General features: G+C 42.9%; 14 protein-coding genes and 3 pseudogenes. All 17 read left to right on the plus strand.

The genetic code is table 11. The features are described from left to right. Positions 1 to 146 (plus strand): annotated as a pseudogene (locus LH47_RS15390) (UPF0236 family protein); the annotation flags it as partial. Between the two features lie 144 nt (positions 147 to 290). Continuing rightward, positions 291 to 527 (plus strand): annotated as a pseudogene (locus tag LH47_RS16845) (polysaccharide deacetylase family protein); the annotation flags it as partial. Beyond that, on the plus strand, positions 520 to 1,761 hold the full coding sequence (locus tag LH47_RS11630; protein WP_043967700.1) for a M16 family metallopeptidase: 1,242 nt from the start codon (positions 520 to 522) through the stop codon (positions 1,759 to 1,761). The pseudogene LH47_RS16845 and the gene LH47_RS11630, both read left to right, overlap by 8 nt. 59 nt (positions 1,762 to 1,820) lie before the next feature. Then, entirely contained in the window at positions 1,821 to 2,057 is a 237-nt protein-coding gene (locus LH47_RS11635) for a YlmC/YmxH family sporulation protein (protein ID WP_042533903.1), read from the plus strand. A gap of 115 nt (positions 2,058 to 2,172) precedes the next feature. Continuing rightward, complete coding sequence (gene dpaA / locus LH47_RS11640; protein ID WP_268751140.1) at positions 2,173 to 3,075, plus strand: dipicolinic acid synthetase subunit A; 903 nt, start codon at positions 2,173 to 2,175, stop codon at positions 3,073 to 3,075. Further along, complete coding sequence (gene dpaB / locus LH47_RS11645) at positions 3,072 to 3,665, plus strand: dipicolinate synthase subunit B (RefSeq protein ID WP_043967704.1); 594 nt, start codon at positions 3,072 to 3,074, stop codon at positions 3,663 to 3,665. The genes dpaA and dpaB overlap by 4 nt, the downstream gene beginning before the upstream one ends. Positions 3,666 to 3,770: 105 nt before the next feature. After that, on the plus strand, positions 3,771 to 4,820 hold the full coding sequence (gene asd, locus LH47_RS11650) for an aspartate-semialdehyde dehydrogenase (protein WP_043967706.1): 1,050 nt from the start codon (positions 3,771 to 3,773) through the stop codon (positions 4,818 to 4,820). A gap of 22 nt (positions 4,821 to 4,842) precedes the next feature. Further along, positions 4,843 to 6,072: an aspartate kinase gene (gene dapG, locus LH47_RS11655; RefSeq protein ID WP_043967708.1), complete on the plus strand. Its 1,230-nt coding sequence runs from the start codon at positions 4,843 to 4,845 to the stop codon at positions 6,070 to 6,072. Between the two features lie 12 nt (positions 6,073 to 6,084). Continuing rightward, positions 6,085 to 6,954 carry a 4-hydroxy-tetrahydrodipicolinate synthase gene (gene dapA / locus LH47_RS11660; protein ID WP_043967710.1) on the plus strand — a complete coding sequence of 290 codons (870 nt, stop codon included), beginning with the start codon at positions 6,085 to 6,087 and terminating at the stop codon, positions 6,952 to 6,954. 103 nt (positions 6,955 to 7,057) lie between these two features. Further along, positions 7,058 to 8,719: a ribonuclease J gene (locus LH47_RS11665; protein ID WP_043967712.1), complete on the plus strand. Its 1,662-nt coding sequence runs from the start codon at positions 7,058 to 7,060 to the stop codon at positions 8,717 to 8,719. Between the two features lie 110 nt (positions 8,720 to 8,829). Continuing rightward, entirely contained in the window at positions 8,830 to 9,543 is a 714-nt protein-coding gene (locus tag LH47_RS11670) for a ClpP family protease (protein WP_043967714.1), read from the plus strand. After that, complete coding sequence (locus LH47_RS11675; protein WP_043967715.1) at positions 9,540 to 9,764, plus strand: YlzJ-like family protein; 225 nt, start codon at positions 9,540 to 9,542, stop codon at positions 9,762 to 9,764. Before LH47_RS11670 ends, LH47_RS11675 begins: the two co-directional genes overlap by 4 nt. A 64-nt stretch (positions 9,765 to 9,828) precedes the next feature. Next, entirely contained in the window at positions 9,829 to 12,069 is a 2,241-nt protein-coding gene (locus LH47_RS11680) for a DNA translocase FtsK (RefSeq protein WP_043967717.1), read from the plus strand. A gap of 201 nt (positions 12,070 to 12,270) precedes the next feature. After that, positions 12,271 to 12,996, plus strand: coding sequence for a GntR family transcriptional regulator (locus LH47_RS11685; protein ID WP_043967719.1), 726 nt, complete (start codon positions 12,271 to 12,273; stop codon positions 12,994 to 12,996). A gap of 105 nt (positions 12,997 to 13,101) precedes the next feature. Continuing rightward, positions 13,102 to 14,175, plus strand: a complete 1,074-nt coding sequence (locus tag LH47_RS11690; protein WP_043967721.1) for a BMP family lipoprotein — start codon at positions 13,102 to 13,104, stop codon at positions 14,173 to 14,175. A gap of 119 nt (positions 14,176 to 14,294) precedes the next feature. Further along, entirely contained in the window at positions 14,295 to 15,824 is a 1,530-nt protein-coding gene (locus LH47_RS11695) for an ABC transporter ATP-binding protein (RefSeq protein WP_043967723.1), read from the plus strand. Beyond that, positions 15,821 to 16,252: pseudogene (locus tag LH47_RS11700) on the plus strand (ABC transporter permease); the annotation flags it as partial. The gene LH47_RS11695 and the pseudogene LH47_RS11700, both read left to right, overlap by 4 nt. Between the last annotated feature and the right edge of the window lie 296 nt (positions 16,253 to 16,548).

Here is a 16,548-nt window from a genome sequence, read left to right on the forward strand (position 1 = left end):
AGTCCAAGCGGGTTGAACAGGCCAAACGGAAGGCAGGACGGTTGTGGGCAGATGTGGTGCGTCAGAATCTACCGTGTCTGCAGCGGTCATCCGGGACGCCGATCCATCAAGCGTTGTCGGCGCTTCGGGATTTTGGTTGGGTGTAAAAAAATGGAATACAATATCATCACTTCAAGATGAGGGATGAGAGTCCAAAAGCGCTTACGATATCAATTCCTGAAAATGGTTCGCTAACTAGTGATTGACAACACCCGTAGTGAACCGAAAAAATGTTCTCCACAAAGTCTTGACTGACTCCAGTCGATACAATTGATTGGCAAAAACCGTCCCCGTCTGTTATAGTGGAACGAGTAACGTCAAAAGTGCATAACGGGGCGATGATTTTAATGCATCCAACCGTATCGACGGTACGGGCGTTAGAGCCGTTAATTCAATCATTACAAAAACGAGAATACACCATGAGTAATGTGTCCACATTATTAAGTGAGGAAAGAATTGTAAAAAGTAGGAGGAAGGGACTTGATTAAAACATATACATGTCAAAATGGGGTAAGAGTTGTGCTCGAGCATATTCCAACTGTTCGATCTGTGGCGATCGGAATTTGGATCGGTACAGGATCACGCAACGAAAACGAACGAAACAATGGCATTTCACACTTTCTTGAACATATGTTTTTCAAAGGAACGAAAACGCGTACAGCGCGAGAGATTGCGGAATCGTTTGATCGCATCGGCGGTCAAGTGAACGCGTTTACGTCGAAAGAGTATACGTGCTATTACGCAAAAGTATTAGATACACATGCGTCATTTGCGTTAGATATATTGGCGGACATGTTTTTCCATTCGACATTTGTAGATGAAGAATTACAAAAAGAAAAAAATGTCGTATTTGAAGAAATTAAAATGTATGAAGATACACCAGATGACCTCGTTCATGACTTGTTGAGCAAAGCAAGTTATGGAAATCATCCGCTCGGTTATCCAATTTTAGGAACCGAGCAAACGTTAGCGACATTTACAGGTGAGACGTTGCGACAATATATGCATGAAACGTATACGCCAGATCGAGTTGTCATTTCAGTTGCGGGCAATGTTGACGATTCGTTTATTCAACAAGTAGAAGCTTATTTCGGATCATTTACAAGACAAAAAGGTGACGATGCACATATCACACCAACGTTTTATCCGAATAAAATCGCGCGCAAAAAAGAGACAGAGCAAGCGCACGTATGTATCGGATTTAACGGATTGCCCATTGGTCACGAAGATGTGTATAGCTTAATTATTTTAAACAACATTTTAGGCGGAAGCATGAGCAGTCGTCTTTTCCAAGAAGTACGTGAGCAACGTGGATTAGCTTATTCTATTTTCTCTTACCATTCTGCATATCGCGACGGAGGGATGGTAACGATTTACGGGGGCACAGGAAGCCAACAACTCGATCTTCTATTCGATACGATTCAACAAACGATCGAACAGTTAAAACAAGAAGGCATTACCGAAAAAGAGCTAGAAAATAGCAAGGAGCAAATGAAAGGGAACTTAATGTTAAGTTTAGAAAGTACAAATAGCCGTATGAGCCGAAACGGAAAAAATGAGTTGTTGTTGGGTCGTCATCGCTCGCTTGATGAAATCATTGAAAGCATCGATCGCGTGACGAAAGAAAGCGTTGATCGGATGGCGCAAACGATTTTTACAGACGACTTCTCCGTTGCGCTTATCAGTCCAGAAGGAACATTACCAAAAAGCCTGCAACAATAAACTTGCAGGCATTTTTTTATGCCTTTTTTTCTACAATGATAAAGAAAGGGGGGCGACATGTGCGACTAAGTGAACTGAGCGGAAAAGAAATTGTCGATATGAAAAGAGCGGAGCGGCTCGGCATTTTAGGACAGACCGATTTAGAAATTAATGAGCGAACAGGGCAAATTCAAGCGCTCCTTATTCCAACAACAAAATGGTTCGGTTTTCGGAAAGAAGGGACAGATATACGTGTACCGTGGAGCCGCGTAAAAAAAATCGGCTCTGATATGATTTTAATTGATATTGATGACTAGACACCTCAAGCGGGTGTCTTTTTTCATTTTACGCTCACCGTTTCATGATCGGCATCATAAGATGTGAAAGTAACGATGGGCAAAAAACTAGATGTATAAGAGGGTGAATGAACTCATGCTGACAGGAATGCACGTTGCGATCATCGGTGGGGACGCTCGGCAGCTTGAAGTCATTCGGAAATTGATGGAACTTGACGCGAAATTGTCACTCGTTGGCTTCGATCAATTAGACCATGGCTTTGCTGGAGTAACAAAAATGAAAATTCATGAAGTCGATTTCCATGATGTAGACGCCATTGTTTTACCTGTCCACGGAACGAACATGGACGGTGAAATCCAAACGGTGTTTTCAAATGAAAAAATGACATTTACAGAGGAGTTGCTTCGCCAAACACCAGCGCACTGCACCGTTTATTCAGGAATTACGAATGACTATTTAGATCGTGTCGTCAAGTCGGTTGGGCGAAAACATGTTCAGCTATTTGAACGGGATGATGTGGCAATTTATAACTCGATTCCAACGGCAGAGGGAACGGTCATGATGGTGATTCAACATACAGATGTGACGATTCATGGATCGCGCATCGCTGTTTTAGGGTTAGGACGTGTAGGCATGACGGTGGCACGGACGTTTGCGGCTTTAGGTGCCCGAGTGAAAGTAGGGGCTCGCCGGTCTGAACATTTAGCGCGCATTGCAGAGATGGCGCTAGAACCGTTTCATTTAAACGATTTAGAACAACACGTGAAAGATATTGATGTTTGCATTAATACGATTCCTCATCTCATTGTGACCGCCAGTGTCATTGCGAAAATGCCCGCCCACACGCTTATTGTTGATTTAGCTTCAAAACCGGGTGGCACTGACTTTCGATATGCTGAAAAACGAGGCATTCAAGCATTATTAGCGCCGGGGCTTCCTGGCATTGTCGCTCCAAAAACGGCGGGGCAAATTGTCGCGAACGTATTGTCGCAACTTCTTTCTGCAGATTTGAAAAAACGAAAGGAGAATAAAAAATGAACGTACAAGGAAAGCGCATTGGTTTTGGTTTAACAGGCTCACATTGCACATATGATGCGGTCATCCCCGAAATTGAAAAATTAATTGCCAAAGGAGCAGACGTCATACCGATCGTTTCGTATACGGTGCAATCGACAAATACGCGGTTTGGCAAGGGGGAAGAATGGGTAAAAAAGCTTGAAGAGATGACAGGCCATCAAGTCATTGATACAATTGTAAAGGCGGAGCCGTTAGGCCCGAAATTGCCGCTTGATTGTATGGTTATTGCGCCATTAACAGGAAATTCAATGAGCAAATTAGCGAATGCGATGACAGATTCCCCTGTATTAATGGCAGCGAAAGCGACGATGCGCAATCATCGTCCGGTTGTTGTCGGCATTTCGACAAACGACGCGCTCGGTTTAAATGGCGTGAATTTAATGCGATTAATGGCGGCAAAAAATATTTACTTTATTCCGTTCGGTCAAGACGACCCGTTTAAAAAGCCAAATTCGATGGTCGCCCATATGCCATTGTTGCTTGATACGGTAGAAGCCGCGCTAGAAGGTCGGCAAATTCAACCGGTCATCGTCGAATATCGCCGTTCATAAATAAACAATTGAAAGAAAATTTATAAAAAACGTCTCTCCTTTATGAATGAATGTGCTAAAATAAATGATATTAAAATTGTCTATGAGTTGGAAGGAGAAGGAGAAATGGAGCAAAAAGGATTGCATGTCGCAGTCGTTGGTGCGACAGGGGCTGTCGGACAACAAATGATTCAAACGTTAGAAAAAAGAAATTTTCCAATTGCTAAACTATCTTTACTTTCATCGGAACGTTCAGCAGGGAAAAAAGTCATGTTTAAAGGTGAAGAAATTGAAGTGCAAGCAGCAAAGCCAGAAAGCTTTGAAGGAGTGCATATCGCGCTATTTAGCGCAGGGGGAGCAGTATCTAAACAGCTCGCTCCGGAAGCGGTGAAACGCGGAGCGATTGTTGTTGACAATACGAGCGCGTTTCGTATGGACGAAAACGTGCCGCTCGTTGTTCCTGAAGTGAATGAAGCAGATTTACATGGGCATAACGGAATTATCGCAAATCCAAACTGCTCAACGATTCAAATGGTCGTTGCGCTTGAACCGATTCGTCAAGCGTTCGGATTAAAGCGCGTCATCGTCTCAACATACCAAGCGGTGTCAGGAGCAGGGGCGCAAGCGGTAGAAGAGTTAAAAACACAAACGGCGAACATGTTAAATGGTAAGGAAGCCACACCGGAAATTTTACCGGTTAAATCGGATCGTAAACATTATCCGATCGCATTTAACGCCATTCCACAAATTGATAAGTTTCAAGATAACGGATTTACATTTGAAGAAATGAAAATGATTAATGAAACGAAAAAAATTATGCATATGCCTGATTTAGAAGTAGCAGCAACGTGCGTGCGCATTCCGGTCATGACGGGACATTCTGAATCTGTGTATATTGAAATCGAGCAAGAAGGTGTAACGGTTGACGAGTTGAAAGCATTATTAAAAGAAGCACCTGGCGTCGTATTGCAAGATGATCCGAGTGAGCAGCTATATCCGATGCCGCTATATGCAACGGGGCAAAACGATGTATTTGTCGGCCGCATTCGTAAAGATTTAAATCGCGACACGGGGTTCCATTTATGGATCGTTTCTGATAACTTGTTAAAGGGTGCGGCGTGGAACTCTGTTCAAATCGCTGAAAGTCTTTTAAAATTAGGGCTTGTAAAAGCGTAAAATCATCATCGAGGTGTTGACGTTGAAAATCATCGTTCAAAAGTTTGGCGGCACGTCCGTTCGAGATGAACACGGCCGAAATTTAGCGCGCAAGCATATCGAAAAAGCGCTGCAAGACGGTTATAAAGTGGTTGTCGTCGTTTCAGCCATGGGGCGAAAAGGAGATCCGTATGCAACAGATACGCTCCTTAGCCTCATTGAAGGGGCGAATGCGCATGTGACAAACCGTGAAAAAGATTTATTGATGGCGTGTGGCGAAATCATTTCAAGCGTCGTGTTTACAAACATGTTAAATAAGTGTGGGGTAAAAGCGACAGCCTTTACCGGAGGGCAAGCAGGCTTTCGTACGAACAACGACCATACGAACGCGAAAATTATTGATATGCGTTGCGAGCGTTTGTTGCGTGCCTTAAAAGAGCACGATGTTGTCGTTGTCGCAGGTTTTCAAGGCGTTGCTGAAAACGGGGATGTGACAACGATTGGGCGCGGAGGAAGCGACACGTCTGCGGCTGCGCTCGGTGCCGCACTCGGTGCGGAATGGATCGACATTTTTACCGATGTGGAAGGCGTGATGACTGCAGACCCGCGCATTGTAGAAAACGCACGGCCGCTTGATGTCGTCACATATACAGAAATTTGCAATATGGCGTATCAAGGAGCGAAAGTGATCCATCCACGTGCGGTCGAGATTGCGATGCAAGCAAAAGTCCCACTCCGGATTCGCTCTACGTATTCTGATGCGCCAGGGACGCTTGTCACATCGATTGCGAAAAAAGGAAGCGATGTAAAAGAGCGGTTAGTTACAGGAATTGCCCATGTTTCAAATATTACGCAAATTAAAGTGCCAGCAAAAGAGGGACATTACGATTTACAAGCAGAAGTATTTAAAGCGATGGCAAATGAAGAAATTAGTGTCGACTTCATTAACATTTCCCCAAACGGTGTCGTATATACGGTATCGAGCGACATGGCAGATCGAGCGATTGCTACGTTACAAAGGCTCGGTTATGAGCCAATCGTCACGCGCGGTTGCGCAAAAGTGTCGACTGTTGGTGCAGGGATCGCAGGCGTTCCGGGTGTGACAGCAAAAATTGTTACAGCGTTATCGGAGCGTGGCATTCAAATTTTGCAATCAGCTGATAGCCATACAACGATTTGGGTGTTAGTGAAGGAAGAACATTTAAAAGAAGCGGTCAATGCATTGCATGATGCGTTTCAGCTTGCACAACAGAAACAATACGATTTGAGTTAGGAGTGAAACATTGTGGTTCAATTTGGTCAAATTGCCACAGCGATGGTCACCCCTTTTGACAATAAAGGGAACATCGATTTTGCGAAAACGACGCAATTAGTGAATTATTTAATTGAAAACGGCACGGATTCACTCGTTGTCGCTGGAACGACTGGAGAATCTCCAACGTTAACGACGGAGGAAAAATTAGCACTGTTTCGCCACGTGGTCGAAGTCGTTGACGGACGTGTGCCAGTCATTGCTGGAACGGGGAGCAATAACACACGCGCATCGATTGAATTGACGAAAAAGGCAGAAGAAATAGGTGTCGATGCGGTGATGATCGTTGCACCTTATTACAATAAGCCGAATCAAGAAGGAATTTATCAACATTATAAAGCCATTGCAGAGAGTACGTCGTTGCCTGTGATGGTGTATAACATTCCGGGAAGGGCGGTTGTAAATATTTCTGTTGAAACGATTGTGCGTCTGTCACAAATTCCGAACGTTGTCGCTGTGAAAGACGCAAGCGGCAATTTAGACGCGATGACAGAAATTATTGCAAAAACGCGTGATGATTTTATGTTGTATAGCGGAGATGACGGATTGACACTTCCTGTATTATCTATTGGCGGAAGCGGTGTCGTTTCCGTCGCCTCGCATATTATTGGAAACGAAATGAAGCAAATGATTCAAGCGTTTATGAGTGGAAACAATAAGGAAGCAGCAAAGTTGCATCAGCGACTGTTGCCGATCATGAAAGCGCTATTTGCCGCACCAAGCCCTGTCCCAGTAAAAACGGCTTTACAGATGAAAGGGTTAGATGTCGGTTCTGTCCGCCTTCCGCTTGTGCCACTAACTGAGCAAGAACGTTTGCAGCTCATGCATGTGTTACAAGGTTAAAAGAAAGGGAATTCATCCCTTTCTTTTTTATTGTTGAATCAGTTATAATGGATGTAAGTGACTTTGAGCGGGTGAGTTTGTTTGACTGTAGGAGGATTTTAAGATGAAACAAGTAGAGAAAATTCGTGTATTTGCCCTCGGCGGCGTGGGAGAGGTAGGAAAAAATATGTATGTCGTCGAGGTGGACGAAGACATTTTTGTTTTAGATGCAGGACTGATGTTTCCAGAGGACGAAATGTTCGGCATTGATATGGTCATTCCCGATATTACGTATTTAGTGGAGCAACAAGAGCGCATTCGCGGCATTTTTTTAACGCACGGCCATGATGATCATATTGGAGCAATTGCGTATGTGTTACGGAAAATTACTGTACCTGTGTACGGAGCAAAATTGACGCTCGCGCTCGTGGAAGAAAAATTAAAAGAGCAAGGGATTACATCGAAAGCAAAGCGCATCGAAATAAACGCGAATAGTGAAATTGTGTTTGATAAGGCGGTCGTATCGTTTTTTCAAACAAACCATAGCATTCCAGATTGTCTCGGCGTGAGCATTCATACGTCACAAGGTGCCATCGTATATACGAGCGATTTTAAATTTGATCAAACGCCTGTTGGCATATGTCGTACTGACTTTGGTAAAATGGCGCAAATCGGAGCGCAAGGCGTGCTTTGCTTACTATCCGATAGCACGAATGCGGAAAAACCTGGATATACGGGTTCTGAAGCGATTGTCGGACAAGAAATTTCCGATGTCATTTACAATGCGAACGGACGCATTATCGTTGCTTGCTTTGCATCAAACATTACGCGCATTCAACAAGTGTTAAATGCTGCACGCGATCATAGACGAAAAGTCGTCATTATGAGCCGTCATATGCATAAAGTAATTGATATTGCTGTGCGTCTAGGATATTTGAAATTAGACGAAAATATGATCATTCCGATGAACGAAGTAGGCCGCTACAATGATCGCGATTTAGTCATTTTAACGACAGGCAACCAAGGCGAGCCGATGGCGGCACTCGCAAGAATGGCGAAACAGGCGCACAAATACATCAATATTAAAGAAGGAGACACGGTTATCGTCGCTTCTTCTCCAATGCCGGGACATGAATTGTTTATTGCTCGAACGATCGATGCGTTATACCGTGCAGGAGCGAATGTCGTGTACGGTCAACGTCAAGTGCATGTATCTGGACACGGATACCAAGAAGAATTGAAGTTAATGATTAATTTCATGAAACCGAAATATTTTATTCCGGTACACGGAGAGTTTCGGATGCAAAAGGCGCACGGGAAAATTGCGCAAGCGGTCGGCATTCGCCAAGATGCGATCTTCTTAATTGAAAAAGGAGAAGTGGTCGAGTTCCGTAACGGTCACGCCCGTTTTGGCGGCAAAGTGCCAAGCGGTCAAATTTTAATTGACGGATTAGGTGTTGGCGATGTAGGAAATATCGTGCTGCGCGATCGCCGCTTACTTTCACAAGATGGAATTATGATTGTTGTTGTTACATTAAGTAAACAACAGAAACGCATTGTTGCCGGTCCAGAAATGATTTCTCGTGGTTTTGTATATGTGCGTGAATCGGAAACGCTTTTTGAAGAATCTGTTAAAATTGTGAAAGAAATTGTTGAAAAAAGCATGGAAGACTACGTGATGGAATGGTCTTCATTAAAAACAAACATTCGTGACGCACTAAGCCAATATTTATTTGAAAAAACAAAACGAAAGCCGATGATTTTACCAATTATTATGGAAGTGTAAAACAACATGCTCAAAGTCAAGAAAACACCTGTATTTCGCAGGTGTTTTTTGTATGAATAAGACGATGTTCACGTATACTAACGACATCATGTAATAGAAAGGGGATTATGATGGAAGAACGAGATGTACCTCAAGAGGAAACAAAGCCGTCTCCGGCAGAAAATATTGTTCAGCTCGGTCAAACAAATGTCCCACAGCTTTCTTCCGATTCAACGATCCATTGTTTAACGATTGTCGGACAAATTGAAGGGCATATTCAATTACCACCGCAAAACAAAACGACAAAATATGAACATATTATTCCGCAAATTGTAGCAATCGAACAAAATCCAAATATTGAAGGATTGCTTGTCGTATTAAATACAGTCGGAGGAGATGTTGAAGCGGGGCTAGCCATTGCGGAAATGTTAGCATCGATGTCTAAACCGACTGTTTCTATTGTGCTTGGTGGAGGACATTCAATCGGAGTGCCAATTGCTGTATCGTGTAATTATTCGTTTATTGCAGAAACGGCGACGATGACGATTCATCCGATTCGTTTGACGGGTCTTGTCATCGGTGTCCCACAAACGTTTGAGTATTTAGATAAAATGCAAGAGCGCGTCGTCAATTTTGTTGTGAAACATTCAAACATTAGTGAAGAAAAGTTTAAAGAACTTATGTTTTCTAAAGGAAATTTAACACGCGATATCGGAACGAATGTGGTGGGAACAGATGCGGTAAAGTACGGTTTAATTGACGAGGTAGGAGGGCTATCGCAAGCGATGCGCAAATTGCGGGAATTCATTGATCATTCTAAGAAACAAGGGGCGATGTTACAATGATTTTACATACGATCGTTCCGGAATTTATCGTTTTTCAAACGAATGAGGCGGAGTATAAAAAACAACGCATCGTTCAATATAATGGGGTGTCTTTACTTGTGCAACAAACAGAAGCGAATGAGTATGAAATTGTGCGGGTGCTAAGCAGCGATCCACAACATTATTTAACGTATGAACCGGGCACAAAACTTTATGCGACATCACTACAATTTATGGTATAATGAGAACAAGCAGCCACGCTTTACTGTTGGCTGCTTTTTCACCTTATATGTTGGAGTGGGCGAAATGGGAAAGAAAAATAAGCGTCGCACAAACAAACAAGATCAATGGAAAAAAACATTGCGTTTTGAATTCATCGGATTAACGATGCTAGCATGTACAGTCATTGCGATGGCAAACGTCGGAGCTGTCGGGCGTTCACTCGTTTTTGCCACCCGCTTTTTTATGGGAGAGTGGTATATCGTTGCGTTATTAGGGGCGCTTGCCATATCGCTATACGTGATTTGGAAGAGGGCATGGCCTCCGTTTTTTCAACGCGTTCTTGTTGGATTGTACTTAATCGTTCTTTCATTATTGTTGTTTAGTCACGAAGCGCTATTTCATATTTTATCGAGAAATGGAAAATTAACAAACCCGAGCATTATTCGAACGACGTGGGAGTTGTTTTGGAAAGATGTGCGCGGGGAGAGCGGTTCTTTTTCTGATTTAGGCGGCGGTATGCTCGGCGCTTTATTGTACACAATTAGCTATTATTTATTTGATCAATTAGGAACAAAGTGGATTGCTTCGCTGTTGATGATACTTGGCGTGTTGCTTTTAACAGGAAAAACGTTGCGTGATACAGCAGGAAAAGGAATTGAATGGTTTTTTTCATTCATGTGGACGCAAACGAAAGCGGTTATCGCCGATGTTCGTTCGTTTTTCAATCGTCCGAAAAAAGAAAAACAACCGCAGACACATATTGAAGTTGTGACAGCGCTAGAGGAAGAAGAGAAAGAGGAAGATGAAGACGAAACGATCGTCGTGGAAGGCCCTGTCATTTCCAACTTCAATGAAGGAGCGGAAGAAGAGAAACCGATCGTATTTACGCAAACACATGAAACAGATTACGCGTTGCCGCCAATTGATTTGCTTTCTCCCCCGAAGGTGGTTGATCAATCGCGGGAAAAAGAAAGTATTTATGAAAATGCCCGCAAGCTTGAAAAAACGTTTCAAAGCTTCGGTGTAAAGGCGAAGGTAACGAAAGTGCATATCGGTCCAGCTGTCACAAGATACGAAGTATATCCAGATGTCGGTGTGAAAGTAAGTAAAATCGTTAGTTTAAGTGACGATTTAGCGCTCGCTCTAGCGGCAAAAGATATTCGCATTGAAGCACCGATTCCCGGAAAATCAGCGATCGGTATTGAAGTGCCAAATGAAGAAATTGCGATGGTTTCTTTACGCGAAGTATTAGAAGCGAAAGAAGCCGATAAACGAGAGGCGAAACTGTTAATCGGACTTGGGCGTGATATATCGGGGCAAGCCGTGCTTGCTGAACTAAATAAAATGCCTCATTTACTTGTTGCTGGTGCGACGGGAAGCGGGAAAAGTGTATGTATTAACGCCATTATCGTTAGCTTGCTTATGCGTACGAAACCGCATGAAGTGAAAATGATGATGATTGATCCGAAAATGGTGGAGTTAAGCGTATATAACGGCATTCCGCATTTGCTTTCTCCGGTCGTAACCGATCCGAAAAAAGCGTCTCAAGCGTTAAAAAAAGTAGTGAGCGAAATGGAGCGACGATATGAGCTCTTTTCGCATACGGGCACGCGCAATATTGAAGGATATAACGAGTATATCGATCGTCATAATGAAACAGTAGAAGTCAAGCAACCGCTTTTACCGTACATTGTCGTCATCGTTGACGAACTAGCCGACTTAATGATGGTTGCTTCAAGCGATGTAGAAGATTCCATCACTCGTCTTGCTCAAATGGCGCGCGCAGCAGGCATTCACTTAATTATCGCCACACAGCGCCCATCTGTTGATGTTATTACAGGCGTCATTAAAGCAAACATTCCGTCTCGCATCGCATTTAGTGTATCATCACAGACGGACTCGCGAACGATTTTAGACATGGGTGGAGCAGAAAAATTGCTTGGGCGAGGTGACATGCTCTTCTTACCTGTCGGTGCGTCTAAACCTGTTCGTGTCCAAGGAGCTTTTGTGTCCGATCAAGAAGTAGAAAATGTCGTGCAATATGTCATTTCACAACAAAAAGCACAATACGAAGAAACGATGATCGCCCAAGATGATGAACCGACAGAAGCGTTTGATGATGAGTTGTTTAATGAAGCGGTTCAGCTCGTCATTGATATGCAAAGTGCATCTGTTTCGATGTTACAGCGACGATTTCGTATCGGTTATAATCGGGCAGCACGCTTAATTGATGCGATGGAAGCTCGCGGCATTGTCGGACCTTATGAAGGAAGCAAACCGCGCGCTGTGCTCGTATCGTCAAACGATCAAGCAAAAACGTCATGAAAGAGGCTGAAAAACGAGCCTCTTTTTTGTATAAATGGGGCATAATAATGATATATTATTAAAATCGCTTACATATGATTTCATACGACTTTTTTCGACATTTTTCTTATTCGCTATTTATTTATGAACGAAAAAATGTTATATTATTAGTAAGAAATTTGTCTAACATCAGATGTCTGATATCTAAGGTGGGGATGGTGAATGTCTGTTAAATCTGATCATCGACACTTATATTTACAAGTGATTGATCGTATTAAAAAAGATATTGAAAAAGGGGTATATAAGGAAAAAGAAAAACTCCCTTCTGAGTTTGAGTTGGCAAAACAATTAGGAGTAAGCCGAGCGACATTGCGGGAAGCATTACGCGTATTAGAAGAAGAAAATGTCATCATCCGCCGCCACGGTGTCGGGACGTTCGTTAGCTCCCGCCCGATGTTCACTTCAGGTATTGAACAACTAAGTAGCGTGACGGAGATGATTCGCCAAGCTGGACGTAAACCAGGGACGATTTTTTTATCTTCTTCCATTCAGAAACCGACTGAAGATGATATAAAGCGCTTTCAATGTCATGAAGAGGAAGATTTACTCGTTGTTGAGCGGGTGCGGACAGCAAATAACGAACCAGTCGTATATTGTATTGATAAAGTTCCGTGTAAATATTTACCTAAAGGAATTGCTTATGAAAATGAGTCGTTATTAGAAATATTACATAATGAAGCGAATCGATATATCGCGTATGCTGTTACACATATTGAACCGCTTGGCTATCACGAAAAAGTGTCACCGATTTTACAATGCGAGCCGGAAACAGCACTTTTAGTTTTAAAGCAAATGCATTTTGACGAAAATGACGAGCCGATTTTATACTCAATCGACTACTTCAAATCAGATAAGTTTAGTTTCCACGTGTTAAGAAAACGCGTGTAGTTTATAAAAGCGTTTATTCTGTTAAGGAGGTGACGTTGGAGGGAGAAGGATATTTTGCATTTCACTTTTTACTAATCCATATTTCATTTGAGGGGGTAATGATTGATGAAGAAAAAGCGTTTTGGATTATCGATGTCTTTATTATTGACTGCCGGCATGCTTCTTGGCGGCTGCGGACAGGCGAAAGAAGAGCCGAAAAAAGAGGAAGGAAAAGCGTCTGAGTTTAGTGTAGCGATGGTTACAGACGTTGGTGGAATTGACGATAAGTCGTTCAACCAATCAGCATGGGAAGGGTTGCAAAAATTTGGTGAAGAAAACGGCTTGAAAAAAGGAAAAGGTGGCTATGACTATTTACAGTCACAAAGCGATGCGGATTACGCAACAAACTTAAATAAGCTTGTACGTAATGACTTTGACCTCATCTACGGTATCGGCTTCTTAATGACAGATGCCATTACAGAAATTGCTGATCAAAAACCAGATAATAAGTTTGCGATCGTCGACAGCGTTGTTGAAAAACCGAATGTCGCAAGCATTACATTTAAAGAGCATGAAGGTTCATTCCTTGTTGGTGTTGTCGCTGGCTTAATGACAAAAACAAACAAAATTGGTTTCGTTGGCGGTATGGAAATTCCGTTAATTGAAAAATTCGAAAGCGGCTTCATCGCAGGTGTAAAAGCGGTAAACCCAAATGCGACAGTGGAAGTGCAATATGCCGGTGCGTTTGATAAAGCGGATAAAGGAAAAGCAATTGCTTCAAGCATGTACGCTTCTGGTATTGACATCATTTATCATGCAGCTGGGGCGACAGGAAACGGTGTATTTTCTGAAGCAATTGACTTGAAAAAACAAGATCCGAACAAAGAAATTTGGGTCATCGGTGTTGACCGCGACCAATACGAAGAAGGAAAAGTGCCTGGAACAGATAAAAGCGTAACATTAACATCAATGGTAAAACGTGTTGACGTTGCAGTATACGACTTAGCGACAAAAACGAAAAACGGCAACTTCCCTGGCGGTCAAGCAGTGGAGTACGGCTTAAAAGAAGATGGTGTAGGCATTGCACCAACAACGAAAAACAACGTTCCTGAAGACGTATTGAAAAAAGTGGATGAATGGAAACAAAAAATTATTAACGGTGAAGTAAAAGTTCCTACAAGCCGTGCGGAATTGAAATAAGCGAATAATCGTTCTCCGAAGGGTTTTTCCTTTCGGAGAACCACTAAATGAAGGGTTGCAACATGTTGCAGCTTTTCATTTAGTGATTTTAACAAGCTCACATAAGGAGTGGATCACGTTTGGAATACGTAATTGAGATGCTAAATATCCGCAAAGTTTTTGGGAATTTTGTGGCAAACGATAACATTACTTTGCAACTGAAAAAAGGGGAAATTCATGCGCTATTAGGTGAAAACGGCGCAGGAAAGTCGACGTTAATGAACGTACTATTCGGTTTATATCAGCCGGACGGCGGGGAAATTCGTGTCAAAGGGAAAAAAGTAAATATCGCCAATCCGAACGTCGCCAATGACCTAGGGATCGGAATGGTGCATCAACACTTTATGCTCGTTGATACATTTACAGTGACGGAAAACATCATTTTGGGAAGCGAACCGAAAAAAGGTGGGCAAATCGATATTGAGCGCGCAGAAAAAGAAGTGCGCGAACTGTCCGAACGTTACGGTTTGGCTGTTGATCCGAAGGCGAAAATTGCAGATATTTCTGTCGGGATGCAGCAACGTGTAGAAATTTTAAAAACATTATATCGTGGGGCAGATATTTTAATTTTTGACGAACCAACAGCAGTGTTAACGCCACAAGAAATTCAAGAACTTATCCAAATTATGAAAGCGCTTGTGCGTGAAGGAAAATCGATTATTTTAATTACGCACAAATTAAAAGAAATTATGGAAGTGTGCGATCGTGTTACCGTTATTCGACGCGGGAAAGGCATCGGCACATTAAACGTATCGGAAACAAATCCGAACGAACTCGCTGCACTCATGGTTGGACGTGAAGTGCATTTCAAAACAGAAAAACAACCACCAAAAGTCGGCAAGCCTGTCCTTGAAATTGAAGATTTAGTCGTGAAAGACTCACGTGGCATTACGGCAGTCGACCATTTACATTTAACTGTCCATGCTGGAGAAATTGTCGGAATCGCAGGGGTAGACGGAAACGGACAGACGGAGTTAATTGAAGCGATTACCGGTTTAATGAAGTCGGAATCGGGTTCCATTCGTTTAAATGGAAAAGAGATTCGCAATTTAACACCTAGACAAATTACGGAAACGGGTGTAGGCCATATCCCACAAGACCGCCATAAACATGGCCTTGTGCTAGACTTCCCAATCGGGGAAAACATGGTGCTTCAAACGTATTATAAAGAACCATACTCGAAACGCGGCATTTTAAACTTTAAAGCGATTTACGATAAGGCACGTCAGCTTATTCAAGAATTTGACGTTCGTACGCCAGATGAATATACGAAAGCACGGGCTTTATCTGGGGGCAACCAACAAAAAGCGATCATTGGCCGCGAAGTAGATCGCGACCCAGATTTACTCATCGCTGCGCAACCGACACGCGGACTTGACGTGGGGGCGATCGAATTCATTCATAAACGTCTCATTGAACAGCGTGATAAAGGGAAAGCGGTATTGCTCGTTTCATTCGAATTAGATGAAATTATGAACGTCAGCGATCGTATTGCCGTCATTTATGAAGGAAAAATTGTAGCTATTGTCGATCCGAAAGAAACGACAGAACAAGAGCTTGGCTTGTTGATGGCAGGAAGCAAACGGAAGGAAGCAGGTGTATCATCATGAGTGAAAATCGTTTAACGAACATTCTCGTCCCTGTTTTTGCAGTTATTCTTGGAATTATTGCGGGTGCCATTGTCATGCTTGTCAGTGGTTATGACCCGATTGCCGGATATTCTGCTTTATTGTATGGGGCTTTTGGTGATCGATATTATATTGGGGAAACGATTCGTCAAGTGACACCATATATTTTAGCGGGGTTAGCGGTTGCCTTTGCGTTTCGTACAGGGCTATTTAACATCGGTGTAGAAGGGCAACTCATCGTCGGTTGGCTTGCAGCCGTTTGGGTCGGCGTGTCCTTTGAACTCCCAAAAGTCATTCATTTGCCGTTAGCAATTGTTGCGGCAGCGCTTGCAGGTGCGCTTTGGGGATTTATTCCCGGCTTTTTAAAAGCGCGTTTCCGCGTCCATGAAGTCATTGTGACGATTATGATGGTGTGAGTAAAATATTTGTGGGTGACATTCAGGAATGATTCCCCGACGAGGGTTGCGAACTTTTGTTCGCGACGCTCGTCGGGGCCACCAAGCGAAGCGCGGTAGAAAAAAGCAAATGTCATGCAAAAAGGACTCTCTCCCTGCTATGATGGTGATGACCAACATCAATAAAACAGGAGGGAGAGAGTCCATGAAACATTTTACCACAGAATGGCCTTTATTAAAAGAGCTGGAGGAACAATTAGTCAGAACTCTTCAAAAGGTGTTCGCTGTCTTGTTGGCGGCCCTTTTGGAGG

The sequence above is a fragment of the Anoxybacillus thermarum genome (assembly GCF_000836725.1).
GTDB classification, from domain to species: domain Bacteria; phylum Bacillota; class Bacilli; order Bacillales; family Anoxybacillaceae; genus Anoxybacillus; species Anoxybacillus thermarum.

Bases quoted from the DNA above. Each gene is read 5' to 3' on its own strand.
- LH47_RS11670 (WP_043967714.1), top strand. From the start codon at position 8,830: ATGGAAGAACGAGATGTACCTCAAGAGGAAACAAAGCCGTCTCCGGCA.
- LH47_RS11685 (WP_043967719.1), top strand. From the start codon at position 12,271: ATGTCTGTTAAATCTGATCATCGACACTTATATTTACAAGTGATTGAT.
- dpaB (WP_043967704.1), top strand. From the start codon at position 3,072: ATGAACGTACAAGGAAAGCGCATTGGTTTTGGTTTAACAGGCTCACAT.
- LH47_RS11690 (WP_043967721.1), top strand. From the start codon at position 13,102: ATGAAGAAAAAGCGTTTTGGATTATCGATGTCTTTATTATTGACTGCC.
- asd (WP_043967706.1), top strand. From the start codon at position 3,771: ATGGAGCAAAAAGGATTGCATGTCGCAGTCGTTGGTGCGACAGGGGCT.
- dpaA (WP_268751140.1), top strand. From the start codon at position 2,173: ATGCTGACAGGAATGCACGTTGCGATCATCGGTGGGGACGCTCGGCAG.
- LH47_RS11675 (WP_043967715.1), top strand. From the start codon at position 9,540: ATGATTTTACATACGATCGTTCCGGAATTTATCGTTTTTCAAACGAAT.
- LH47_RS11680 (WP_043967717.1), top strand. From the start codon at position 9,829: ATGGGAAAGAAAAATAAGCGTCGCACAAACAAACAAGATCAATGGAAA.
- LH47_RS11665 (WP_043967712.1), top strand. From the start codon at position 7,058: ATGAAACAAGTAGAGAAAATTCGTGTATTTGCCCTCGGCGGCGTGGGA.